The sequence below is a fragment of the Campylobacter concisus genome, assembly GCF_003049085.1.
GTDB lineage: Bacteria > Campylobacterota > Campylobacteria > Campylobacterales > Campylobacteraceae > Campylobacter_A > Campylobacter_A concisus_H.
Map to the genome: position 1 here is coordinate 335,236 of NZ_PIQX01000001.1, position 25,468 is coordinate 360,703.

The 25,468-nt window shown below is 38.0% G+C and carries 25 protein-coding genes; 3 read left to right on the forward strand and 22 right to left on the reverse strand.

Going from position 1 to position 25,468, the window contains the following annotated elements:
* Positions 1-8: 8 nt before the first annotated feature.
* From CVT13_RS10165 to CVT13_RS01780, 13 genes are all read right to left on the reverse strand, one after another.
* Positions 9-1,130: a hypothetical protein gene (locus CVT13_RS10165; protein ID WP_159071094.1), complete on the reverse strand. Its 1,122-nt coding sequence runs from the start codon at positions 1,128-1,130 to the stop codon at positions 9-11.
* A gap of 10 nt (positions 1,131-1,140) precedes the next feature.
* Complete coding sequence (locus tag CVT13_RS01725; protein ID WP_107811393.1) at positions 1,141-2,334, reverse strand: Cj0814 family flagellar-dependent secreted protein; 1,194 nt, start codon at positions 2,332-2,334, stop codon at positions 1,141-1,143.
* A 116-nt stretch (positions 2,335-2,450) separates the two neighbouring features.
* Positions 2,451-2,975 carry a threonine/serine exporter family protein gene (locus CVT13_RS01730; protein ID WP_107811394.1) on the reverse strand — a complete coding sequence of 175 codons (525 nt, stop codon included), beginning with the start codon at positions 2,973-2,975 and terminating at the stop codon, positions 2,451-2,453.
* Positions 2,968-3,750 carry a threonine/serine exporter family protein gene (locus tag CVT13_RS01735; protein WP_107811395.1) on the reverse strand — a complete coding sequence of 261 codons (783 nt, stop codon included), beginning with the start codon at positions 3,748-3,750 and terminating at the stop codon, positions 2,968-2,970. The genes CVT13_RS01730 and CVT13_RS01735 overlap by 8 nt, the downstream gene beginning before the upstream one ends.
* Entirely contained in the window at positions 3,734-4,213 is a 480-nt protein-coding gene (locus CVT13_RS01740; protein ID WP_107811396.1) for a DUF4149 domain-containing protein, read from the reverse strand. Before CVT13_RS01740 ends, CVT13_RS01735 begins: the two co-directional genes overlap by 17 nt.
* Positions 4,214-4,223: 10 nt before the next feature.
* A complete protein-coding gene (gene prmC, locus CVT13_RS01745) occupies positions 4,224-5,036 on the reverse strand; it encodes a peptide chain release factor N(5)-glutamine methyltransferase (protein ID WP_107811397.1) in 813 nt (270 codons plus the stop codon).
* The gene (locus tag CVT13_RS01750) at positions 5,026-6,228 is read right to left on the reverse strand and encodes a M48 family metallopeptidase (protein WP_107811398.1); all 1,203 of its coding nucleotides are present in this window, start codon (positions 6,226-6,228) and stop codon (positions 5,026-5,028) included. Before CVT13_RS01750 ends, prmC begins: the two co-directional genes overlap by 11 nt.
* An 11-nt stretch (positions 6,229-6,239) precedes the next feature.
* Entirely contained in the window at positions 6,240-7,613 is a 1,374-nt protein-coding gene (locus CVT13_RS01755; RefSeq protein ID WP_107811399.1) for a sodium-dependent transporter, read from the reverse strand.
* Positions 7,614-7,792: 179 nt separating this feature from the next.
* Complete coding sequence (locus CVT13_RS01760) at positions 7,793-8,233, reverse strand: hypothetical protein (protein WP_107811400.1); 441 nt, start codon at positions 8,231-8,233, stop codon at positions 7,793-7,795.
* A gap of 105 nt (positions 8,234-8,338) precedes the next feature.
* Complete coding sequence (locus tag CVT13_RS01765) at positions 8,339-9,139, reverse strand: 3'-5' exonuclease (RefSeq protein ID WP_107811401.1); 801 nt, start codon at positions 9,137-9,139, stop codon at positions 8,339-8,341.
* Positions 9,136-9,783: a ribulose-phosphate 3-epimerase gene (rpe, locus tag CVT13_RS01770; protein WP_107811402.1), complete on the reverse strand. Its 648-nt coding sequence runs from the start codon at positions 9,781-9,783 to the stop codon at positions 9,136-9,138. Before rpe ends, CVT13_RS01765 begins: the two co-directional genes overlap by 4 nt.
* Positions 9,784-9,792: 9 nt before the next feature.
* Positions 9,793-11,115, reverse strand: a complete 1,323-nt coding sequence (locus CVT13_RS01775) for a hypothetical protein (RefSeq protein ID WP_199907261.1) — start codon at positions 11,113-11,115, stop codon at positions 9,793-9,795.
* Positions 11,116-11,162: 47 nt separating this feature from the next.
* The gene (locus CVT13_RS01780) at positions 11,163-11,909 is read right to left on the reverse strand and encodes a hypothetical protein (protein ID WP_107811404.1); all 747 of its coding nucleotides are present in this window, start codon (positions 11,907-11,909) and stop codon (positions 11,163-11,165) included.
* 173 nt (positions 11,910-12,082) lie between these two features.
* On the opposite strand from CVT13_RS01780, the gene rpmB reads away from it, so the two are divergent.
* From rpmB to CVT13_RS01795, 3 genes are all read left to right on the forward strand, one after another.
* Positions 12,083-12,274, forward strand: coding sequence for a 50S ribosomal protein L28 (rpmB, locus tag CVT13_RS01785; RefSeq protein WP_021090707.1), 192 nt, complete (start codon positions 12,083-12,085; stop codon positions 12,272-12,274).
* A 23-nt stretch (positions 12,275-12,297) separates the two neighbouring features.
* A complete protein-coding gene (locus CVT13_RS01790; RefSeq protein ID WP_021090478.1) occupies positions 12,298-13,428 on the forward strand; it encodes a potassium channel family protein in 1,131 nt (376 codons plus the stop codon).
* Between the two features lie 116 nt (positions 13,429-13,544).
* Positions 13,545-13,751, forward strand: coding sequence for a YdcH family protein (locus CVT13_RS01795; RefSeq protein ID WP_084041511.1), 207 nt, complete (start codon positions 13,545-13,547; stop codon positions 13,749-13,751).
* A gap of 19 nt (positions 13,752-13,770) precedes the next feature.
* Here the strand turns inward: CVT13_RS01795 and epsC are convergent, their stop codons facing one another.
* From epsC to leuS, 9 genes are all read right to left on the reverse strand, one after another.
* On the reverse strand, positions 13,771-14,322 hold the full coding sequence (epsC, locus tag CVT13_RS01800; protein ID WP_087576869.1) for a serine O-acetyltransferase EpsC: 552 nt from the start codon (positions 14,320-14,322) through the stop codon (positions 13,771-13,773).
* A 4-nt stretch (positions 14,323-14,326) separates the two neighbouring features.
* Entirely contained in the window at positions 14,327-15,232 is a 906-nt protein-coding gene (gene cysK / locus CVT13_RS01805) for a cysteine synthase A (RefSeq protein WP_107811405.1), read from the reverse strand.
* Between the two features lie 118 nt (positions 15,233-15,350).
* Positions 15,351-16,019 (reverse strand): endonuclease III domain-containing protein, encoded by a 669-nt coding sequence (locus CVT13_RS01810; protein WP_107811406.1) that lies wholly within the window; start codon positions 16,017-16,019, stop codon positions 15,351-15,353.
* Positions 16,016-16,780 carry an ATP-binding protein gene (locus tag CVT13_RS01815; protein WP_107811407.1) on the reverse strand — a complete coding sequence of 255 codons (765 nt, stop codon included), beginning with the start codon at positions 16,778-16,780 and terminating at the stop codon, positions 16,016-16,018. The genes CVT13_RS01810 and CVT13_RS01815 overlap by 4 nt, the downstream gene beginning before the upstream one ends.
* Positions 16,777-19,722, reverse strand: a complete 2,946-nt coding sequence (gene mfd / locus CVT13_RS01820; protein ID WP_107811408.1) for a transcription-repair coupling factor — start codon at positions 19,720-19,722, stop codon at positions 16,777-16,779. Before mfd ends, CVT13_RS01815 begins: the two co-directional genes overlap by 4 nt.
* A complete protein-coding gene (locus CVT13_RS01825; RefSeq protein ID WP_107811409.1) occupies positions 19,703-20,905 on the reverse strand; it encodes a Mur ligase family protein in 1,203 nt (400 codons plus the stop codon). Before CVT13_RS01825 ends, mfd begins: the two co-directional genes overlap by 20 nt.
* Entirely contained in the window at positions 20,902-22,476 is a 1,575-nt protein-coding gene (locus CVT13_RS01830) for a GGDEF domain-containing protein (protein WP_107811410.1), read from the reverse strand. Before CVT13_RS01830 ends, CVT13_RS01825 begins: the two co-directional genes overlap by 4 nt.
* Positions 22,457-22,996 carry an LPS assembly lipoprotein LptE gene (gene lptE / locus CVT13_RS01835; protein ID WP_107811411.1) on the reverse strand — a complete coding sequence of 180 codons (540 nt, stop codon included), beginning with the start codon at positions 22,994-22,996 and terminating at the stop codon, positions 22,457-22,459. The genes CVT13_RS01830 and lptE overlap by 20 nt, the downstream gene beginning before the upstream one ends.
* A gap of 3 nt (positions 22,997-22,999) precedes the next feature.
* Positions 23,000-25,465, reverse strand: a complete 2,466-nt coding sequence (gene leuS, locus CVT13_RS01840; RefSeq protein ID WP_107811412.1) for a leucine--tRNA ligase — start codon at positions 25,463-25,465, stop codon at positions 23,000-23,002.
* Positions 25,466-25,468 lie beyond the last annotated feature (3 nt).

A 25,468-nucleotide genomic window follows, 5' to 3' on the forward strand; every position in this document is an offset into this window, starting at 1 on the left:
GTATTTCCTTAGACTTTTACATTAAGCCCAATTTTACTAAATTTTCTTAAAAGCTCCATTATATCCGTTCCTTTTTCTTGTTCGGCTTTGATAAATTTCTCGAAAAACTCGCGCTTTATATCCTTATAAACATAGGTTTGGCTTTTACTCGTCGCTTTGATCGGTTTAAATTTCTTTTCTTTTGCGGCGTCTGCTTGCGCTTCTTCTTTGACCGTTTCGTCAAAATCGCCTTTTTTTAGCGCGATTTTTTGAAGCGCGTCTCCGATGCTTTCGCCGTTTTTAAATAGGCCTTTTAGAAATTTAAAAAACTCTTTTTTGCTCGCTTCGTCCGCGTAGCTCACGCGAGTTTCGAGATCTTGCCCAAGAAGCGTAATACGCTCTTTTGCGGGCGTTTGGTCGAAATTTAGCGCGCCGTCCTTGAGCAAAATTTTGACGTTTGCGTATTCGCCTAGGATTTTATTTGCCGCGTACTCGAGCCATTTATCTTTAAATTCCTCCTCGCTCATATCTGAATCCAGCAGCTTTGAGGCCTCGGCGTCCATTGCCACACCGCTACCGCTACGCATGAGCCCTAAGCCAAACCCGCCCAAATCCACATCAAATCTCTTCATAAATTTATCCACGCTAAAGACGTCCCGCCTAAATATATCGGACGGATCGCCCGCCTGCGCTATCAGAGCTCGCGTACTATCTACGAAACTTTTTAGCTCGGCGGCTTTTTCTTTGCTTACCGATGAGTCAAGCCCGTTTATCTTGCCCCAGACGCTTATTTTATCGTCTCTCGTGTAGCCGCTTAGAGAAAATATCCTCCTCACGGCTACCGGCTCGTTCGGATTTAGGCCAAGCTCCTTACGCCATCCGTCCTCCAACTTATCAAACTCCATTTTCGCACCCAACCACATACTTAATTTTTTACCGGTTAGCTTCTCGGGATCAACGTTATCCGCCCAAATTTTGAGTTGGCCATAGTCTAGTTCGTCGGGATTTACGGTATCGTAATCAATCCGTGCCGTTAAATTTGGTGCTAAATTCGCTACCTCTTTTTCCTCATGCGTCTTTAAATTTTGCCTGCGAGCGCCGCTAAAATCGAAATTTGCATTTGCGTTAAATCCGTTTACGCCGCCTATCATATTAATCCTTTCAAGCCTTTATATCCACGCTCTTAGCGTTAAATTTCATCATCGCCTCAAGTTCTTCTAAATTTTTTCTAGTATTTTGCTCTAGCTCTTTGTCGTATTTTCTGTTTTTACCCAGCATCTTTTGCGTTCGCTTTTCTTGCTCTATTAGCTTTTCTAGACGTTTTTGCACCTCTTTCATATCCTCTTGCATTATTTCAAAGAGGCTTTTTGATTCTTTGCCGTCGGAAGTTATGTTAGAGTTGCCGCTTAAGGCAGTGCTACCGGGCAAAAGCGACTCTTGCATTTTTTGAAACGTTAGTACATATTCTCGGTAATCCTTGCTAAGCCCGTCAAGCTCGCTTCCTTTGATGCCATAGATATTGCGTGAATCAATAAAGGCGTCCAGCTTTTGTCTGTATTCTTTGCCACTTATGCTTTTGTCATAACCTTGCATCTTGCCCCAAACCGTAGTTTCGCCCTCTCGTACGTCTAAATTTGAGTTTATTACGGCTGCTATCAAGCCTCCTTTGGTTATGCTACCGTCAGGGTTAGTGTATCTTTCGCCGTGAGGATTTATAAACACGCTCACATTTTCGCTCTCTTTGCCGCCGTTATTGTTATCAAAGATATTGGTTGACGGCTTATATTGCGGCGTTGTTGTTAACTCATGATATGAACTATTAAAAAATAGCGTTTCCATATTGGTTTTCCCGGACTTATCGTCAAATGCGCTACGTGCCGACGTATAGTCGTAGATGTTTTTATTTACTTTAGTTACTTTTAGACTTGATTTTTCGTACTCGTATCCTTGAGGAAATTTGGCGAGGTCTTCTTTGTTAAAACTTTCTTTGGAATTTAAAACGTCCTCGCCGACTACTTGGGATAAAATTTTATATGCATTGCCGACTGTTTTTGCTATGTCGATTTTTGAAAACATTTTATTAAATGCGATCGCTTTATCATTTACGTTCACGAGCGATTTTAAGGTATCTGAGTGGATTTTGTAGTCCTTTGGGATACCTGCGGCTTCGTTAAATTCGGACGTAAAATATCCGTCCGTATCGACTTTGTAGCCTAAAACTTCGTTAAATTTATGCTCGACCGTATCCGGCTGCGAGATTTCATTTTTATATATGATTTGACTCTTTATGTTATGTTTTTCATTTAGCTGAAAATTTTTAGCGACGCTAGAAAATCCGCCGATACCGCTTAACATCATAAATCCTTTTGAAATTTGGTTTTAAGTTACATCGGCAAAATTGAAAAAATATCTAGTAAAAAATAATAAAAACTATCAAAAAGCCATACAAAATTTCTATGCAAAAGTTAAAATTATCCGCGCGTCTTTCTCGTCGCCAGATCGCACTTAGCGCCGCGAGTAATCATCAAGGACTGATCGTAAAATAAAATAAGCACCACCGAAACCCCAACGCCAAGCGCTAGCGAGACCGTCGTAGTCGTGATTGCGTTATCGAAAAATATGATTAGGTATTCGTTTTTCTTAGCGATATCAGTCTCGTTTAGAAATGAAAACAGCGCCAAAATGCCCTTGTACGCGTAGACTCCCGGCACCATCGGCAAAAGCGCCGGAAATGCGATGATCTCGGCGGGCGCTTTGAGCCGTTTGGCAAAGAGCATACCTAAAATCCCGCTTAAAAAAGAGACGATGAGAGTGGCGACGCTGATGTTAAAAAATCCCATCTGCATGATCCAAAAGCGGCTGGCGTGCGCAAATGCCGCAAGCAGCGCGCAAAATACAAGAGTTCTTTTAGGCGGCGAGCTAGCGTAGGCAAAGCCAAGACCCGCCACCGCGGCAAAGGCACCGTCTATGAGAGTCGCAGTCAAAAGCTCAAACATGTAAAATCTCCGCGCTGCTAAGCGAGAGCGTGATATAGACGCCCACCGCGATGCAAAGTATCAGGATGCCCGTGCTCACGGCCCTGCTGATGCCTACTAGCGTGTTGTCGTTTAGGATATCAAAGACCGAGTTTATGAGAAAAACGCCCGGCATCAAAAAGAGTATCGACGAGCCGATCGCCACGTCGCTAGTGTGCGTAAAGCCGTAAAATACGCCAAGATAGGCGATAAACGAGACTACAAACGAGGTCAAAACGTACTGGATTTTTAAATTTACGCCCATTTTAGCAAACGCAAATCTAAGGCTATATCCCACGAGCGTCGCGAAAAATACGCAAGCCACCGAGCCCGCATCGCCGCCGAAAAGCTTGCAAAACGCCGCATTTGCAAGGCTGATCAAAATAAGCGAGCTTGTAAATTTATTCGCACCTATCCGCATGACGCCTTCAAACTGTTCTTTGGCCTCGCCCAGGCTCAAATTTTCATCCAAAATCCGCCAGCTAAGCGACGAAAGCTCGGAAATACGGTTAAAGCTCACCTGCCCCAGCGGGATCTTTTTTACGTAAGTTCGGCGCAGGGAGTTGTCGGCCGAGTCCATGACGCTAATCGTAAAATACTTCACGAAAATCGTCACGCTAACGTCGTAGCCATAGCGCCTAGCCACGCGGTCGACGCACTTTTCGACGCGCGCGGTGTAGGTGCCAGCACTCACCATCGCGCTCGTGTATTCGGTTAGAAAATTTGTTAAGACTTGAATATCAGGCTTTGCGTTCATTTTGGCTAATCTTAAATTTCACAAAAAATAAAATAATTTGCAAAACAAGCATGATTTTCATCACATATTCACTCGCACTATGTATTTTGGCAAATTCAGCCGTCTGTGTCGCATCAACACCCAAATTTTGAGCGTAAACTATAAAAGGCGTAAAGAAAAATACAAAGCTCAAAGCTAAAGCCAAATTTAAAAAAGCAAGCATTAACATGCTAAATTTTAGTGAAAAAATAAGCTTTTTTCTAAGATCAAATAGCTCGCTAATCATTATAACTATGCTTATAAAAAGCAAAATATAATTAAATTTCAAAAATATCTTTGTCATCATTTGACCGCTCATAAAATGCGTAAGTACGCCATCTCCTATGATGTTTTGCGGGAAAAATATGACTGGCGCCACCAAAATACCAAGCGTTAGCTCAGCTCCTATAAGTACTGCCAAAAGCAAAAAATAAACTCCTCTCAAATTCTCTCCTTTATATTTTTAACTTCGCGCAAAAGCCTCTATCAAAGCCAGCCAAATCTTTGTAAAAACTATACTCAAAACCATTGGCCTCTAAAAAATTTTGCATACTTGCTTTTTGATCGTACCCCATCTCACAAGCAACGTTTTTGATATTGCGATCTTTGACTATGAGAATAATGTCTTTTAAGATTTCATCTCCTACTTCACCTCCAAAGAGCGCACTTTCTGGCTCATTTAGTACAAATTTACTAAGTTTATAGCTTCTTGCAATATATGGTGGATTTGAAACCAAAATATCAATATCTTCTAAAATTTCATCCACATAAGAGCAGTTTAAAAATTTGATCCTCCCACCTACATCAAATTTATCTGCATTTTTTTTAGCAAGCATCAAAGCTTTTTCGTTGATGTCTGTCGCTACGATATTTGCCTTTGTTTTTAGAGCTAGCATGATACTAACAATGCCGCTTCCTGTACCTATTTCTGCGATCTTTGGTTCATTGTATTCGCGTGAAATTTCTATTACTTTATCCACTAAAATTTCTGTTTCAGGTCTTGGGATCAGCACTCCGCTTTCCACATAAAAATCAAGCCCATAAAAGCTAGCTTTACCAGTTATATATTCAAGAGGCTCGTAGTTTTCACATCTTTTAACTAGAGCAAAATAGCCGCTGTCATCAAATTCTTCTTTTTGATTTAAAAATATCCATTCAATGCTTACATCAAGATAGTTCATAAGCAAAATTTTAGCAACTCTGCTTGGATTTTGACAAAGTGAGCTTAGCCTTAAACTAGCCTCTTTAAGAGCCTCTTCAATTTTCATTTTCCAGCTCGTTTATACGCTCAAAAAGGCTTGGATGCGAGTGATAGACGAACGCATAGAGCTGATGAACCTTCGGGAAGGCCTTGTTTTCGCTGCCTAGCTTTTTTAGCGCGCTTATCATGTCGGCTTTGTTTGAGACCTCGCCAGCGAATCTATCGGCGCCAAATTCGTTCGCGCGGCTAAAATACGAGCTCACCGGCGAAAATAAAAACCCGAAAATCGGCGAAAAAAGCAGCAAAAACACGATCATTCCGCCGCCTCCGCTATGAAGCCCAAGCGCTTGATACGCCGCGTCAGGGATGTTGCCAAATATAAAAAACATCGCAAAAAGCATAACCGCGCTTAGAGCGATCATTTTTAGGATATCTTTATGCTTAAAGTGCCCCAGCTCATGCCCCAAAACAGCGATTATTTCATCTAAGCTTAGCTTTTTAACGAGCGTGTCGAAAAGCACCACGCGTTTAGTCGTGCCAAGGCCGCCGAAATAGGCGTTTAGGCGGTTGTCGCGCTTGCTAGCGTCTATCGTAAAAACGCCGCTACTTTTAAACCCGCACTGCGCCAAAAGCCCTTCAATACGGCTTTTTAGCTCGCCCTCTTCTAGCGGCTGCATTTTGTTAAAAATTGGCGCGATGAGCGTCGGGTAGATGAGATTTATAACAAGCGCGACGGCAAAGCTAAGCAAAAACGCCCAAAACCACCAAAAATCACCCAAAAATCTAATGCAAAGCAGCACCAGCCACACAAATAGCGTGCCAAACACCAGCGTTAGAGCTAGCGTTTTAAGCAGGTCAAGCGCGAAAATTTTAGGCGTTACGTTTGAAAAGCCGAGCTTTTTATCCTTGACGAAGGTTTCGTAGATATTTAGCGGTAGTTCTAGCAGCGACGAAACGAGCAAAAATACCATGACCATAAAGACGTTATCGCCTATATCTCCCGTTTTATAGGCATGCCCCGATATCGCGCCAAGCCCCCAGCACGCCCACATCATAAATATCGCGGCGTGATAAAGTAGGCTAGCTATCTCAAATTTTTGATTAGTTATCGCTGCAGCGGCGGCGGTTTCATACTCCCCCTGCTCTAGCACGACAGCCGGCTTTTTAGCCTCCGCGCGAATAAAATTTATCTGCAAAATCGCCAAAATCGCCTTTACGGCAACGTAAAAAAAGTAAATACCGAGTAAAAAATAAAACATATTTTTACGCCCTATTTTAAAAAATTATCGTAAAACGAGCTGATAAAAAGCACCAAAATGATAAACGGTACGACAAATTTTATATACCAAAACCAGATATTTATTAGTTTTGCATGCTTTTCACTACCTTGCAAAATTTCTTTTTTTGCATCATCTTTTAGCACCCAACCTACGAATATTGCACACCCAAATGAAGTAAATACAAAAAATATCGTTGCGCTTATTGCATCATATGCATCAAAAATATTCTTACCAAAAATACTTACGTGACTTAGTATGTTTGTGGCCATTAGCGAAGGTAAATTTCCTAAAATAAATATACCTCCAAGGACTAAAAATATTGCTTTTTTACGTTTTATCTTAAATTTTTCTTGAAGTGTTGTGATTATTACTTCATATATTGGTAGCGATGTCGTAAGTGCAGCGATCATTAATAGTGTAAAAAATGCAACCGCGAAAAAACCACCAAATGGCATGTGAGAAAAAACAATTGGTAGCGATTTAAACACCAAACTTGGGCCACTATCTGGCGATACGCTGTAGCTAAAAAGAGAAGGGAAGATCATAAAGCCTGCAAGCACAGCGATTACCGTATTTAAAATGCCTGTAATGATAGAAATTTTAACCAAACCCTCATCCTTTTTCACAAAGCTAGAAAGCGTGATCATCACACCAAACCCAAGTGAAAGCGCAAAAAAGACTTGCCCCAAAACATCAACGAAAAGCTTTAAGTTTATCTTTGAAAAATTAGGCGTTAAGTAAAATTTTACGCCTTCTATTGCACCATCAAGTGTGATATTTTTAGCAATCATAATAAGCATTAAAATAAAAAGTAGTGGCATTAAAAATTTCGCTGATCGCTCGATACCACCGACCGCACCCTGTACCAAAATAGCGTAATTAACTAGCACAAAAACAAGCGTTGCAAAGCTGATAGCAAGTGGATTGCTTACGATATTTTGCTCATAAAACGCACTTGTCTCCTCAAAACTAACCACATGCGAGAGATCAAGCAAACCAAATGAAATTTGTGCGATGTAGTTTAGCACCCAGCCACCAATAACCATATAGTAAGCCATAATGCCAAAAGCACCAACAAGCCCCATCCAGCCAACGATCTGCCACTTTTTGCTGATCTTTTTGCCATTTATCGATCCACCAAAAGCATCCACAGCGTTGCATTTTAGGCGTCTACCGATCGCATTTTCAACTAGAATCATCGGTATGCCAATCACGATCATCGCGATACAAAACACGAGCACATAGGCGCCACCACCGTTTTGCCCGACTAGATACGGGAAACGCCACGTCGCACCAAAACCAACCGTAGCTCCTGCAACAGCTAAAATGTATGTGAGCCTTGAACTCCAAGATTTTCTATCCATCTTTTTGCCTTTGTGAAAAATAGGGATTATATAAAAAAAATGATTAAATTTTGCTAGCAACAAGCGGTGTTAGGATGCAAGCTCAGTTTTTTGTTAATTTTAAGAATTTTTACGAATAATTTTTCTTTCACGTTTTGTTTTTATGGACAAATTTAGACAACTGCTTAAAAATAAATTTATTAGTGCAAAACACCAAATTCTACATATCCCTCTGTTGCAATGAACAATATCCAGCCCTCCTTGGGACTACAAAAATAGTGATGCTCTGGGATATTTTCAACTATAAATTTTAAAAAATCGCAAAAATACTCAGACTTAAATTTAACCTCTATGCTTGTTATATTGTCGCCGATGTAGTTTATATCGCCACTTAAAATTTTACTTTTGATGCTTGGATTTGAGCTGAGAAATTTTTCAATGTCGGTAAAATTTTTATATTCAGCCGTTTTGTAACCTTTTAAATTTTGTAAAACTGGCTTTGAGCCAATGAAGGTCAAATTTTGTTCTATAAACTCTGCTCCATCGTTACTCACGCACCACTTATTGCTAAAATTTGATAAAAAAGCGAGCATCTCATCGTCAGCTGAGATAAAATTTGAAACTAAATTTTTCTGGCTCATTTGTCTCCTTTTTTTAAAATTTAGCAAAACTACCCACAATCCTTTAAAAACAAAGATCGCATAAAAATTAATAATTAAATTTAGGATTATGGATAATTTTTATCGCTAATTCGCACATAAAACCGGTTCGGGTTTTAGCTTCACGCTTGGAGCTGTTTTGCTAAAGCTTATGAGATCCTCTGTCGTTTGGATACTAAAAGGTAGGCGTGTGAGGCAGACTTTAAAAATTTCAGCAGCCGCTATTGCGTCATTTAGGGCTCTGTGGTGGGTATTGTTTATGCCAAGAAGCTCTTTTAGCGAGCCAAGTCCGTATTTTTGCGAAGCGATAGTGCGACGGCTAAGATCGATGGTGCAAAGCTTTCTATTTAGCAGCATGCCAAGGCCGATCTCATTTAGGCTATGAGAGATAAAGCCATAGTCAAAATTTACGTTATGCGCGATAAAGACGCTAGTTCCAAGAAAAATTTTGAACCGCTCAAGTACATTTAGCAAATTTGGCGCACCGACTAAATCGCTAGCCTTTATACCGGTTAGCTCAGTGATATTTTCAGGTACTTCAGGGGCTGCTATAAAGCTTTCAAAACGCCCTATCTCAATGCCATTTTTCATTTTTATTGCGCCTATTTCAATGATCTGTCCGCTCGTCGTACCGCCAGTCGTTTCGATATCAACCACGCAAAATTCCTGCTCGCTAATATCTCTAAACCTTGTGCCAAGCTCTATCTCATTCTCTTCATTTCTGGTGATGTCAAGCCCAAGAGTTCGCCACATATCAAGATCGCGCACGTCAATGAGTGATGAAATTTCTTCAATATCGCTAAATCTTAAAATAAACTCATGGTAGCCTAAATTTTGCTTGGCTAAAATTTCTATGCTATTTTCTAAACGCTGTTTTTTTGGTTTCAAAACTCAAGCTTTATGGCGCGAATGGCTTGTTCGTAAGAATTTGACGAGAAGATGTAGTTACCAGCCACCAAAATATCAGCTCCAGCCTCTTCAAGATCAGGCGCATTTAGTCCGTTTACACCGCCATCTACTTCGATCAGACACTTGGCGTTTTTTCGTTCTATCAGCTCTCTTAGCGACCTTATTTTTTCAAGCACGACTGGCATAAATTTCTGACCGCCAAAGCCAGGATTTACGCTCATCAAAAGTACCATATCGACTTCATCGATAATGTGTTCGATCGCACTAACTGGCGTATGCGGATTTAGCACGATGCCAGGGCCAACGCCATTTTTTCTGATGTGATCGATGAGCCTTAATGGATGCTTCTCTTCTTCGATATGAAAGGTTAGAAATTTTGGCTTTAGTGGCAAGAAAAGATCAGCAAAAAACGAGTTATTTTCAACCATCAAATGTATATCAAGTGGCTTTGTGGCTGCTTTAGCAACGGCATTTACCACAACTGGTCCGATGGTTAAATTTGGCACAAAATGTCCATCCATAACATCAACATGCACCAGATCGCACCCAGCCTCACAAATGGCTCTTATCTCAGCTGCCAAATTTCCAAAATCAGCCGATAAAATACTAGGTGCAACGTACATTTCTTCTCCTTACTTGGTTACAAATACAAAGCCTATTTCGTCATCTTTTACATCTAATCTATTCATGATGCCTACACTATTGTGATCGAAAAAAACATCATCGGATAAAATTTTAGGTAAGCTAACTTTTACTTTTATGCCTTTTTGCCAAAGATGAGTCAAAAATTTATCCGTAATGATACTAAAAATTTGAGAATATCCACTTAAATAATCATTTGAATCATTGCCTTCAGGCATAAAAATAGAGCAAATTTTGTCTAACTTATCTTTTTTTACTCCAAATAGTACTCTTGCGTAAATATCACCATAATACTGAACACAAATACGTAAATAATCGCACTCATCCTCTATGTCAAGCGCACTAACTTTGGTATCAACGCACAAAATTTCTTCTTCTGCTAACTGTGAGATAATTTTGCTCGCAATTTGCGTCACATAAGATGAAATTTGAGCAACGCTCTTGTTGATATCTACTGGCTCCGCATCAAAGTCTCTTTTTTTAAGATAAAAAATAGTGTCATCTTTGTAAAAGTCATTTAAATTTTTATAGATAAATATATTTACATCTTTAAGGTACGTTATTAATTCAATAGATAAATTTGATTCGTTTATGCCACAAAGCGAAATAAATGCACCTGATCTTTTGCTAATGCTAGCAAGTTTGATTAGAAATTTTGCACCCCTTATATTTAAAGCACCAGAAATATTTACCCATAAAATAAAAAATTTATATCCGATTTTTAGCATAATGTCATGAGCTGACATATCAAAATCTTCAATAAAATCTGAGTCCATAAAACTTTTTATGGCATAAACAACGACACCATCTTTTATAAAAGTATCTATCTGATTTTGTCTTAATCTCACATGATTTAGCTGTGACACTGCATAACTATATAAATTCTTTTTTTTATTAAACTCGATCGCATCTCTAGCCTCAACCACATCAAATGATCGATTTTTGAGATAATTAGCTAAATAGTGCTTGTACTGCTCAGTTGAGTTGTAAATAAATACTTTGTCATTTGCATTGTTTAGAAATTTATTTAAAAACAAGCTTGCGATATTTTCACTTTCAAACATCGAAATATTTAAAATATTCTTAACTGTTTTCATCATCAATTCATAAAAAATTTCATTGTAATCGCAAATCGCAAATACCACGCCAAGCTTTTGCGCTTCTTCGCTTAAATTTTCAATTACTCTACCAAGCCAAATAGGACTAAAAAATGTAACTTTTTTTAGTGAAAGCAGTATAGCGCTGATATCACGCGATGAAATTTGGTTTATATATTTTTCACTTAATTTTAATGGAACATTCTCTGCTTCCAAAAAACCAAAAGGCCTTATAATTACCATAGAACCATTAAAAGTTAATTTCATTTTTGTAGAGCTTTTTTAATAAATATAATGGTTTGCATCTCTGGATAAACATTGATATCTAAAATTTTATCAACTCCAAAATCATAAAATTCAGGCCTGCTGGACTCATAAGAGAGCAAAATCTCAAAAAAGCAAAGCATCTCTTTATCAATCTTGCTTAATGATTGTTTATTCATATTCATTGCTTTTAAAAAAATATCCCAAAGACTAAAGCCATATTTTTTTTGCAAAATTTCATTATAGCTTACATCAGAATACAAAATAACATCTGACATGCAAGATGGAAATTTCGAAAATAAATTCTCACACACTATAATACAGGCTATAGAATACGGAGCAAGCGATAAATAGTTATAGTGTTTTTCTTTAAAAGAATTTAATATCTTTAGCCAATCTGATAAAATTTTAGCATTAAGCTCGATTAAATCGACGATTTTAAAATTAAATACCTTATAAATTTTTGGGGATTTTAAAAATATAAAATAAGAAAGCACTATCGCTCTAAAAGTATCAATGCCAAGCATATTTGCTATTACTACCAAATCGTTGCCATCATAAGGAATATCAAATTTTGCACGTTTAAAAATGGAGCTAAAATAAGTTTTAAAAGATGCTATATTTTGTAAAGTAGCAACTGCCTCAGTTACATTACTAGCTAACAAAAAGTGCTCGACCTTTTCAAAAAGAGTTGGCATCTGTAAAACAAAATCAACATTTTTTTCGATTAACTCTTTACTAAGCATTTTGTATCACTCAAGATTTCTAAATATTTTTGCTATTTATAATTATAGGCAAAGGCGTTATTTTATCTAGATTATTAATAAAAATCAATTCTTTTAAAAAAGAATCTATTTAAGCATTACTTTTGTTTGTTTTAGATAAAATCAGCAGAAATTTTTGTTTATAAGGAAAAAAAATGTCAAAAAGATGTGCGATAACAGGCAAAGGACCGATGATAGGCAACAATGTGAGCCACGCTAACAATAAAACTAAAAGAAGATTCTTGCCAAATCTTAGAACGATTCGCGTTACACTAGAAGATGGTACTACAAGAAAGATAAAAGTTGCTGCTTCTACTCTAAGAACGATGAAGAAACAATCAAACTAAGAATATAAAATGAAGAGGAATTTATGTCTTTTCTCTCAAGACTTTTAAAATTCCTCAACTGGTCAAACTCTACAAAACCAGAAATAAGCCTAGATACTGAGCTTTACGAACAATTAAAACCTTTTAGATTTCCACTAATTTCAGTCGTATTACTGTTACTTTTTGGAACATTAGGTTATGTCTTAATAGATAATTTCTCGCTAATAGATGCCTTTTACCAAGCTGGCATGACTTTTACAACAGTTGGTTTTACCGAAGTTGCTCCAATAACTCCAAAGGGCAGAATTTTTACTATCACGTTTATACTTATTGGTTTTATTATATTTACACTATCGATTGGTATTGTGGTTGAGGTTTTAAAAAGAGGCACATTAATTAGCATTTTAAAGGAACGACGCATGCTTTATAGGATCGCAAGACTAAAAAATCACTTCGTTATTTGTTATCACAATCTATACACAATCGAACTTAGTGCTCAATTTCGCGAAAATCATATACCTTTTGTAGTGGTCGATGATAGAGAAGATATCGCAGAGCTAGCTCAAATTTATAAATATCCATATTTCATAAAAGCTCAGCCACACACACAAATTGCCTTTTTGAAAACACATCTATCAAGCGCAAAAGGTCTTATAACTCTTAGCTCAAATATTGCTGATAACATCGCCCTTATAGCATCTGTAAGACTTTATGAAAAAGAGATAGGTCGCAGAAAGCCTTATCATATCATCACAAATGCAGAGACAGAAGACGATACGCAAAGATTAAAAAAATTAGGTGCTGACAATGTAGTAAGCCCATCTCGATTAGTCGCGCAGCGGTTAAGTGCTATGAGCGTAAGGCCAGATATGGAAAATTTATTAGAACAGTTTTTGTATACAAAAAATTCACCCATCGATATAGAAGAAATTCTTGTTCCTGATTACTCTTGGATAAGATTTAAAAGATTAAAAGAGACTCATCTACGAAACATAACAAATGCAGACATAGTGGGTATTAGAGATATAAATAATAATTTTGTACCAATGCCAAATGGTGACACATTAGTGGGGACAGGATCAAAGCTTTTAGTCATCGGCACCGTTGATGGAATACGTCTAACCAAGCGCGTTGTAAAAAGCAAACATAAACCTGAAGAATTCAAATACGTATAAAATAATTTTTTCTACTTGCCTTTTTTTAAAAATTTAAGCAATGACTTGGTGCTTATTTTATATCCAAGCATTTACAAAGTCTTGATAAAATTTCTCAAATTTTTATAGGAGCCGATATGTTACATGAATATACAGACCTTATAAATGAGCTAAAGAAAACCGATGCTCGTTTTGCTACTCTTTGCAAAAAACATGATGAGCTAAATAAAAAAATAGATGAGAATCTAGCAAAACCATCAGAGCTTGATGGTTTAAAGAAAGAAAAATTAAAACTAAAAGATGAAATTTATGCTCAAATTTTAAAATACAAAGAGCAAAAATAAATTTATTTAAATTCTAAAATTAGATAATAAATTCTGGTTCAAATTTTGTCCCATTTACTCGAACTATTCTTGCTGGTATACCAACGACTGTCGCGTTTGCTGGGACATTTTTTAACACGACTGAATTTGCACCGATCTTAGCATTTTCACCGATCGTTATGGCACCTAGTATCTTTGAGCCAGCTGCGATAGTCACACCATTTTTTACAGTCGGATGCCTTTTGCCACACTCTTTTCCGGTACCTCCAAGTGTTACTTGATGATACATCATTACATCATCGCCTATCTCAGCTGTCTCACCGATAACCACACCCATACCATGATCTATGAAAAATCTCCTGCCGATCTTTGCTCCAGGATGGATCTCGATGCCCGTTAAAAATCTTGCAATTTGTGAGATGAGTCTAGCTAGAAAAAAACGTTCTTTTTTATATAAAAAATGAGAAATTTTATGAAACAAAACCGCATGGATGCCAGGAGTGTTTATAAGTATTGCCAAAAAGCAACACTTATGTACTGATGGATCTTTTTCACGAACAGTTTGAACTAGCTCCTTTAGGCTCTCCCACATATTTTTATGCTCCGTAAAGCTCTGTGCTTAAGTATCTTTCGCCATTATCTGGAGCTATGAAAAGTACTTTTTTGCCAGCGCCAAGTCTTTTAGCTACTCTTTTTGCAGCCACGTAAGCAGCACCACCACTTAAACCTATCATGAGTCCATCACTTTTAGCGATTGCTCTAGCTGCGTTTAGCGCATCATCGTTGCTTACTTTTTCTACTTCACTAACTAGGCTCATATTCATAGTATTTGGTAAAAATCCGGCTCCAATGCCTTGAATTTTATGCGGTCCTGGGTTACCACCACTTAAAACCGGCGATGCTTCAGGCTCAACTGCGATGATCTTAGTATCATAGCCCTTTTCTTTTAAAATTTTTGCTACGCCACTTATTGTGCCACCTGTACCAACGCCAGCTACAAAGGCATCAAGCTTGCTAAAATCAGCCACAATTTCAGCAGCTGTTGTTAGTTCGTGAGCTTGTGGGTTATACTTGTTTTCAAACTGGCTTAGCATTACGTGATTTGGCTGAGCTGCTAGCTCTATAGCTCTTGCGATCGCTGCTTTCATGCCACCAGACGCTGGAGTAAGCTCAAGCTGTGCACCATAAGCAGCTACGATCTTACGTCTTTCGATACTCATGCTCTCTGGCATGCAAAGTATCACTTTAAAACCAAGTGCAGCACCGCACATCGCTACACCAATGCCAGTATTTCCGCTCGTTGGCTCAACGATAGTATCACCATGTTTTAGCGTACCGTCAGCTAGCATCTTAGTTATCATATTAAATGCGATCCTATCTTTTACAGAGCCACCTGGGTTAAAAAACTCTAGTTTTACGTAAATTTCGGCTTCATCAGCACCTGTTTTTATCTTTACAATAGGTGTATTACCAATCGTTTTAACGATGTTATCGTAAATCATCACTCCTCCTAAACTAAATAAGATAAATTTTGTGTAAATTTAGCACAGAATTTTAAAATAGACTATAAAAAGCCCCGATATTTGGCAAATTTATAAATAGTTGTTACATATTAGTAGTTTAATTTTTAATGCTGCTTAATATTTTTTGACCATTTTGGCTTAAGATTTTACCTTTGAAATTTTCCTTGCAAAACTCCAAAATAAGAGCGTGATAGAGTTTTAAAATTTCAACCTCATCAAATTCCTCGCTATCAAGAAATTTATAAATTTCATCATAATCAAGCGAGCTAAACCACTCAGCCGCCTCGTCATAGCTCTCAAAAATGTAGTCAAAATATGCCATTATCCTAAGCGCGTAAGCATCAACGACCATATAAGGCTTGCCGCAAGCATATGCCAGTATCGCGTCGCAAGTCTCGGCTCCAACGCCTTTTACGCTTATTAGCCACTCACGGCTGGCATTTTCTTTAAAATTTTCAAAGCTCTCGAATTCATTTTTTATAGCCAGACAAAGCGTCTTTAGTCGTTTAGCCTTTGTATTATAAAAGCCACTTGGCTTTATAAGTGTGGCAAGCTCACTGTTTTCAAGAGAACAGATGCCATTTAGGCTATCTTTACCTGCATTTTTTAGATTATTTAGCGCTTTTTCTACGTTTTTCCAGTTGGTATTTTGCACTAAAATAGCACCTAAAATAACCTCAAAAGTACCCTCGTCTGGCCATTTTAGCTCATCAAAATTTCTACTTTTGTGATTTAGCAGAGCCAAAAACAGATCAGTTGATCTCATTTTAAATTTTCTTTAAAAGTTAGATAAAACTGCTTTGCTGTCCTACCACTTCTGCTGGCTCTTAGCGTGGCAAAATTTTTAGCAAGCGTATGAAGCTCCTCTTTGTCACCTGCGTAGTCTTTGAAGTAAAAATCAACCATTTTTAGGTACTCGTCGTAGTTACCTTGATAAAAGCTGATCCAAAGGCCAAAGCGATCTGAGAGAGAAATTTTCTCCTGAGCTGCGTCGCTGTAGTGAATTTCTCCGTCAATTAGCTCTGAGTTTTCATTTTCACTTTTAAACTCACTTATTAGATGTCTACGATTTGATGTAGCGTATAAAAGGACGTTTTTTGGTGGCTTTTGGATAGAGCCATCCATAATAGGCTTTAGAAATTTATACTCATTGCTGCCATTTTCAAAGCTTAGATCATCGCAGAAAATGATAAATTTAAACTCGCTTTTTCTGATCTCATCGATGATGTCGCCAAGGTATTTTAGATCCTCGCAACCGATCTCAATGATGCGAAGCCCAGCTTTATAAAATTTAGTAAAAACAGCCCTTACAAGGCTTGACTTGCCACATCCTCTCTCACCCCAAAGAAGCACGTGATTTGCATCCTTACCTTTTATAAAATTTAGAGTATTTTTCAGCAAAATTTCTTTTTGTTTCTCTAGCCCATAAAGCGAGTCGATATCGACAAAATCGATATCCTCAACCGGCTTTAACATCCCTTTTGTACTTTTATAAATCGCTGCGTACTTCACACCCCAATCTATCATTTCTTATCCTTTCTTAGATAGACCAAAATTTCAGCCAAAACATCATCATCATCCTTGCTATGTGACTTTAGCCTGATCTTCTCATCATCATTTTTTGTTATTAGTATGTTTTGCTCGCTGTTTGAGATCGTTTTTATGCCAGCTTTTAGAGCTAAAATTTTAATGATGATGACATCTAAAAACTGCTTTGTAAATGTATCTATCTTGCCAAATCTATCCTCAAGCTCGCTTTGTATCTCATAGACCTCGCCAACCTCTTTGCACTTGCTAAGGCGCCTATAAATTTCAAGCCTTAGTCTATCTTCTCTTATAAATTCTTGATTTAAAAAGGCGCTCACACTAAGCTTTAGATCGATCTTGTCAAGCTTTGCGGAGTCTTGATTTAGCAGTTTGTTTATCTCATCTTCTAGCATTTTTAGATATAGCGAGTAGCCAATAGCCTCGATGTGGCCACTTTGCGCCTCGCCGATGATGTTACCACCACCTCTTATCTCAAGGTCGTGATATGCTAACACCGAGCCAGCGCCCAAAAATGAGTTGCCCTCAAGTGCAACAAGTCGTTTTAGCGCGTCTTTACTAATGGCATCTTTATCTTCCACCAAAAAGTAGCAGTAGGCCTGCTTGTCGCTTCTACCAACTCGTCCACGCAGCTGATGCAGGTCAGCCATGCCAAATTTATTAGCATTTTCTACGATTATGGTGTTTGCATTTGGCAAGTGGATGCCGCTTTCAACGATGCTGGTGCAAAGCAATAAGTCATATTCGCCTCGCTCAAATTTCATCATCTCATCTTCAGCTATTTTTGCATTTACCTTTGAGTGAAGTATCAAAATCCTAAGCTTTGGCAAAATTTTTCTTAGCTCATTTGCTGTCTGCTCGATGTCTGCGATATGGTTGTGGATGTAAAAAGTCTGTCCACCACGTCTTAGCTCACGCATGATCGCCTCTTTGACGACCTTTTCGTCCCACTCTCTAACACTTGTTCTCACATCTAGTCTCGAGCTTGGCGGAGTGGCTAAAATGCTATATGTTTTTATCTTGCTAAGCGCCATATTTAGGCTTCTTGGTATCGGTGTGGCGCTCATACTTAAGATGTGTGAGTGCTGAGAAATTTCTTTTAACTGCTCTTTTTGTTTAACGCCAAATTTATGCTCTTCATCAACCACTATAAGCCCTAAATTCTCAGCCTTTACACCAAGAAGCGCATGCGTTCCCACGCAAACTATTGGCTCATTTTCTTTTAGTGCTTTTTGTAGGCTCGACTTCTCTTTGGCACTTGAGAAGCGGTCCAACCTAAAGACCTTTATGCCAAATTTGCTAAATCTTTGGCTTAGTGTCTTGTAGTGCTGTGAGCTAAGAAGCGTCGTTGGCACAAAGAAAAATGCGCTAAAGCCTGATTTTATGCAGGTAAATATAGCATTCATAGCAACTTCAGTCTTGCCAAAGCCAACATCTCCACTAAGCAGCCTATCCATGACCTTGCCGCTTTTTAGCTCATCTTTTATATCATTTACTGCTTTTTGCTGGTCGCTCGTGTATGAAAAACCAGCGTCTTGGACAAAATTTAGATAAGAGATGTCTTCTTTTTGCAAAATTTTACCAGTCACAAGTTCTCTTTTTGCAGCCATTGCTACGATCTTTGAAGCGATCGCGAAGAGTTTTTCTCTAACCTTTTCTTTTATCTTGGCAAAATTTGCCTTGCCTAAGCGATCAAGCACCGCCATAGAGCCATTTTGAGCGATGTAGCGGTCTATCAAATTTAGATGTTCAACCGGCAAAAGAAGCTTGTCGTCATTTTGGTAGGCGATAACCACAAATTCTTTCGTCGCGCCCAAAACCTTGATCTTTTCAAGGCCCAAAAAACGTCCTATACCATAGTCTTCATGCACGACGTAATCATTTACTTTTAACTCGTCTACCACAAGACTTGAGCGTTTAACTCGCCTTTTTTTCTCAAATTTATTTAGTGAAACGACTATCTTGTCGCTTGAAGTTATATTTACCACAAGAGGCGAAATTTCAAGCTTTACATTTGTAAAGCCATCAAGCTCATAACCCTTAAAAAGTCCCTCATTTCTTGAAAGAACGGTTATGCTTTTGCTCTTATTTAGCTCGAAAAAGTCAAAATTTAAAGTGACCTCTAGATCTTTAAAGGTCTTTGGTTCGGGTAAAATTTCAATGCCCTTAAATTTCTCCTCTGGTGCGTCATAAATTTCAAAATCGATCTTTTTAACAAGCCTTGAGTCAAAAACTTTTAAATAGTCACTAAAGCTATCGATCGCCCAAAATCCAAGCGAATTTAGGTCGCTCACCAAGGCGTCGCTTTGCATATCCTCGATCTTTTGGCTGACCTTTTCAAACTCGTCTTTGCTCAAATTTGCGATAAATGGCACGATCTCGGCCTCGCTTAGCTCAGCTTTATTGCTAATTTGCGTGGCGGTGTTATAATTTCTTATGCTCTCTACCTCATCGCCAAAGAGTAAAATTCTAACAGGATCATCCATATTTACGCCGTAAATGTCGATCACTTCGCCACGAATGCTAAACTCGCCAACGCTCTCAACGATATCGACGCACTCGTAGCCAAAGCGTATGAGCAAGTCGGCAAATTCGCTTAAATTTAGATTATCTTTTAGCTTAACAGTTGAGCTTTCTAGATTTTTTTGTGTTGGAAGTGGGTTTAAAAGCGTGCTAAATGGGCTTATGATGATCTTTTTGCCATCAAATTTATAGTATTTGCTAAGCACGGATGAAATTTCAAAAAGCTCTTCGTTAAAGCTTCTTAGATCATCGCCCTTTTTAGCTCTAAAATCAGGTAATTTAAAAGCGTTAAAGCCAGCAAAACTGGCCGCATCAGCACAAAGTGCCGCCTCTTTGTCATCTTCACAGATGAGAATTTGTGGGGCGTGCGTTAAAAGATACTCATAGACCTTTGCTTGCATAGTACTCTTTTAAAAAGGCTTCGGCTAGATGAAATGAGCCAAAGGCTAGATAAATTTTGCCGGTTTTTGCCTCTTTTATATCGTTCATATCGCTTGGCTCAAACTCTCTATGTGAAATTTCAAGCTCGTTTAGCGCTTTATTTATGAGCTCTCCGCCAAGCTCCCTGCCCTCGCAGTGGTAGTGATAAAGCAGCACATCCTCAACGACTGGCTTTAGAGCTGCCAAAACCGCCTTGAAATCTTTATCTAAAAATGAGTTATAAACTAGAGTTAGCTTCTTGTCACTAAACTCTTCTTGGCTAAATTTCTTAGCCACAGCCTTTGCGCCAAGCTCGTTGTGACCGACATCAACGTATAAATTTGAATCGATCTTTTCACATCTACCTCGAAGCGTGAGAGCGCCAAGCTTTTTTATGTCTATGCTGTTATCTAAAATTTTAGCAGCGGCGTAGGCTAGAGTTAAATTTGAGCGTAAAAATTCCGGTAAGTTATATTTGTCAGCGTATCTTGCTATCTCATCTAAATTTTTAGCAGTTAAGATTTCTCTTGGAAGGCTTAAAGCTGCCTTTTTCTCGCTTGAAATTTCTTTTGCTATAGCGATACTTATCTCGTTCATTTCGTCATTTAAAATAGCTCTTGTGCCCATAGCCTCAAACTTCGTGCGTGAAATTTCTTCTAAACTATTTCCAAGAACTGCCGTGTGATCGAGCCCAATAGGCGTAAAAATGCTTAACTCTTTTTCAAAAACATTTGTCGCATCAAGCACACCACCCATACCAGCTTCGCAGACAAAGTAGTCGCAACCCTCAAAAAGTACAGCTGAAAGCAATGTCATATACTCAAAATAGCTCGTTTTTATCTTGTATTCATCGCTTAGAAGTCCTTGCAAACGCTCATGAGCTGCCTCTAAAATTTCATCACTAGCGACCTCGCCTTTTAGCCAAAATCGCTCGTTAAATTTAAATATATGAGGGCTTGTATAGTGCCCGACTTTTGCACCGTTTTGGCTTAAAATTTGCGCTAAAAAGCGGCCAGTGCTACCTTTGCCATTTGTGCCGATGATGTGAATAATCTTAAATGGCTTTATATGCTCTTTTATAGTCGCATACGCTCTAATAATCCTGCCATAGTCAATCTCTTTGTAGTAAAGTGGTTTGCCATCAAGAAATTTAGCTAGGCTCATTTTTCCTCGATTATCTTTGGCATTACTTGATTTCTACCATTTTCTTTTGAGAGATAAAGCATCTTGTCGGCAGCCTCAAGCGTCATCGTCTCGCTTAAATTTGCACTTCTTGTCGCTATACCAGAGCTGATAGTAACCTTAATACGCTCATTTTTATAGATAAATTTAAAATTTTCTATCATACTTCTTAGCTTATCCCCAAATTTAACACTATCTTTTAAGCCAGTGCTTGGAAGCAAGATTACAAATTCTTCACCACCATATCTACCAACAAAATCAACCTTTCTAGCATTTTTCTTAAGCACTTGAGCCACTGCTGAAAGAATAACATCTCCAGCCTCATGCCCATAAGTATCGTTTATGCTTTTGAAAAAGTCAATATCAACAAAACATATAGAGTAATCAGTCCCATAACGTTTATACGCTTCTTCAATGCGTTGAATCTCATTCATCAAAGCACGCTTAGTAGATACTTTTGTCAAAAAGTCCTCTTTGCTCTCCAACTTAGCTTCTTCAAGCTCTTTTTCAAGACTATTCACTCTGTTTTGAAGCTCTAAAATAGTAGCTTGCCTATTGTGCATCTCGACACCAAGCTCTTTGCTCTCGATCTCCAAAGCACCAGCGATCTCAATAAGCATGCTTCTTACTTGATCAATACTGTTTGTATTTAAATTTACATTTTTAAGATCATTTTTAATGCTTTTTACTTTATCAGAACTACTTTGTGAACTAACCGCGATATCAGAAATTCTCTCGCTTATATTTTGCAAGACATTATTTAGTGAACCAACTTTTTCTATGATTTCTGTTCTATCTTCTTCTATTCTGCGATCAACAAATGCCTTTACCTTTTCTTGAAATTCTTTGCTATTTAAGGTCTTAGGATTTTGCTTCAAAGTACTTCTTATCGTGCTAAGCTCTTCATCAAGATCCTTTGTAATAGAAGGTTCAAGAGTAAGGCTTAAAAGCTGAATCAAAACATCCTCTTCGCCATCTTCATCTTTTTGTGTAAGAAATTTCTCAAGTTCAGAACTCATTGTCTTTAAATCATCAAAATTTCTAACACCATAATATTTCAAAAATTCTAAAAATTCAGTGTCGTACGAGCTAACAAAATCAAACCATCTAAGGCACATTTCTTCAAGATTTTTCTCATCATATCTTCTGGCAAGCAGCTGCATACTTTGCTCTGCTAAGCTTTTTGCATCTTTATTGTGAAGCATTGAGATAGCTTGGAGAATTCTTCTAGCAAATGCGTTTAGTGATTGTAATTTTTTATCGTCAGCCGCAAGTCCTGCTCCCTGTTGAGCACCTCTAGAGAGCCTGGCAGTCATAAAAGCGACAAACTCATCGACCGTCTTTATATGAAGGCTTAGGGCTTGATTTTTATATTCATCACCAAGCCTTGAGATATATTTTTCTATCTTTTTACTCTCTTCTGTCGTAAAGCCGTATTTTTTAGAAATTTCATTATAGACTTCAGTGTAATTCTCTGGCGTTAGCATCAAATGGCGATCTTTGATCTCATTTAAGGCTTCCTTGACTATTTGACTAACGGTTACTGCTGCCATTTCTATATCCTTTTACCGCTAAACTTGCGATATACTCATCAAAGGCTTCTTTTGATGCCTCTTTGATAGCTTCGTATTTTTGAGTATCACTAAGAACGCTGTCAGCAAATCTTACATCTTTTTGACGTCTTGCGACACTAAAGTCATACTCGCCAGTGGCTGGAATATCAACTACGCTACCATCTTTAAATTTAGTCTTATAATTTAAGCTTAAATGTGCTTTATATGACGTAATGTAGCCAAACTCATCATAAATAATTGCTTCGTAATTTAAATCTTTTACCGAAATAATTATCGAAGTATCAGCACTCTCTTTACTTGATAAATCTTTATTTAGCCTTGCGACCATACCCTCTTTTACAGCATCCTTTATCCAAACACTATTTTTTGGCTCTTCTTTACTGATAATCACATCAACGTAAATTTTATCGCCCACTAGATCATGTGTGATCTTTGAAACCGGCTTATAACCACACCCGCAGATAAATATCGCAATAAAAAACGCTAAAAAATATCTCAAAATTTATCCTTTAATGACAAAATTTACTAATTTGCCTTTTATATAAATCTCTTTTAAAATTTCTTTTCCTTCAAGCCATTTAGCCACATTTTGCTTAGCTAGCTTTAAAATTTCACCCTCGCTCTCGCTTGCTGCCACTTCAAACTCGGCTCTTTTTTTACCATTTACTGTAACTGCAAGAGCGATGCTATCTTTTACAAAAACCTCTTCTTTTACAGCTATCTTTGTGAAATTTTTTCTGCCAAAAAGCTCTTCGCTAAGCTCATTTGCAATATGCGGCACGATAGGCTCGAGTAAATTTAAGATGATAAAAAAGCCCTCAGCATTTACATCTTCGTTATCCTGCGCATTTATGGCATTTAGTGCCTCCATGCAAGCAGCGATCAATGTATTAAAAGCAAATGTGTCGCTAAAAACCTCGGTTGATTTTTTAAGCGCTTCATAAATTTTTAGCCTTGCAAATTTCTCATCTTTGTTTAGGCTTTCATGGTCTATCTCAGGCAGTTTATCTATCTTTTTGATAGTTTGTGCCTTCTCCCAAAGCCTATTTAAAAACCTAAATGCACCCTCAACTGCACTATCGTTCCACTCAAGCTCTTTTTGAGGAGGTGCTGCAAAAAGGATAAATAGTCTTGCCGTATCGGCGCCATATTTACTGATAATATCGTCAGGATCTACGACATTACCCTTGCTTTTGCTCATCTTTTTGCCATCTTTTAAGACCATGCCTTGAGTTAGCAAATTTTCAAATGGCTCATCATCTCTTAGATAGCCCAGATCTCTTAAGACTTTTTGGAAAAATCTAGCGTATAAAAGGTGCAATATCGCATGCTCGATACCGCCGATATACTGATCTACATTCATCCAGTAATTCACGCTCTTTTCGTCAAGTGCTTTTTGCTCCCAAGTCTTCTCATCACTTGCAAATCTAGCAAAATACCAGCTACTCTCCACAAACGTATCCATCGTATCAGTCTCTCTGATCGCATCTTTACCGCATTTTGGACACTTTGTAAATTTCCAAGTTGGATGTTTATCTAAAGGATTGCCCTCACCTGTGATCTCGACATCTTCAGGTAGTGCGATAGGTAAATTTTCCTCTTTTTCAGGCACTACGCCGCAGCATTTGCAGTGCACGACAGGTATCGGCGCACCCCAGTATCTTTGGCGAGAAATTCCCCAGTCTCTTAATTTATAGTTTGTAATCCTTTTACCTAAACCATCTTTTTCAAATTTTTCTATTATGAAATTTTTAGCTTCTTCTGAAGCAAGTCCATTTATAAGCTCAGAATTTATAGAAATTCCATACTCAGAGTATGCTTTAGAACCGTCGCTCTCGCCCTCAAGCGGCTTTACGACTGGCTTTATAGGAAGATTAAATTTACTTGCAAACTCGAAGTCTCTTTGATCATGTGCAGGGACAGCCATAATAGCGCCACTGCCGTAGTCAGCTAAGATAAAATTTGCAACCCAAACTGGGATTTTTTCATTGGTAAGTGGATGAACGACGTAAATTCCTAAAAATTCCCCGTCTTTTTCGCTCGCTTGGCGCTCTCTTGGGCTTTGATTTAGGATTGCTTTTATCTTTGTCTTTTTGTTTTCATCAATCTTATCACTCTCAAGCAATGCTTTTACAATAGGATGTTCAGGTGCAAGGGCTGTGTAGCTAACGCCGTAAATCGTATCAGCCCTTGTAGTAAATACCTCAAAGCCGTCAAATTTACCACCTAAAGCCTCTCTTGAAGCTTCATTAAGATAAAATTTAAACTCCAAGCCGTAGCTTCTGCCGATCCAGTTTTCTTGCATTGTAATTACTTGATTTGGCCATTTGCCTTCAAGAAGCTTCAAATCATCAAGTAGCTCGCTAGCGTATTTTGTGATGTTAAAGTAATATCCTGGAAGCTCTTTTTGTACAACATCATTACCACATCTCCAACATTTGCCATCCTCTACCTGCTCATTTGCAAGCACAGTTTGATCGTATTCGCACCAATTTATAATTGCATTTTTTCTATAAACAAGCCCTTTTTCAAACATCTTTATAAAAAAGCTTTGCTCCCATTTTGTGTAAAGTGGGTCAGACGTAGCTAAAATTCTCTTTTTAGAAAATGAAAAGCCAAGACTTGCTAGCTCTTTTTTCATATAGTCGATATTTTCATAGGTCCAAATTTTAGGGTGAATTTTATGTTTTATGGCTGCATTTTCAGCTGGCATGCCAAAGCTATCAAAGCCAATAGGATGAAGCACGTTGTAGCCGCTTTTTCTATATGACCTAGCCAGCGCATCACCGATAGAGTAGTTTCTTACATGCCCCATATGTATGCGTCCGCTTGGATATGGAAACATGCTTAGGATATATTTTTTTGGCAAGCTTAGGTCATCCTTTGGTTCAAATTCTTCATTTTTATCCCAAATTTCTTGCCATTTTTTTTCTATCTTTAAAGGCTCATATTTTCTCTTTTCAGCCATTTT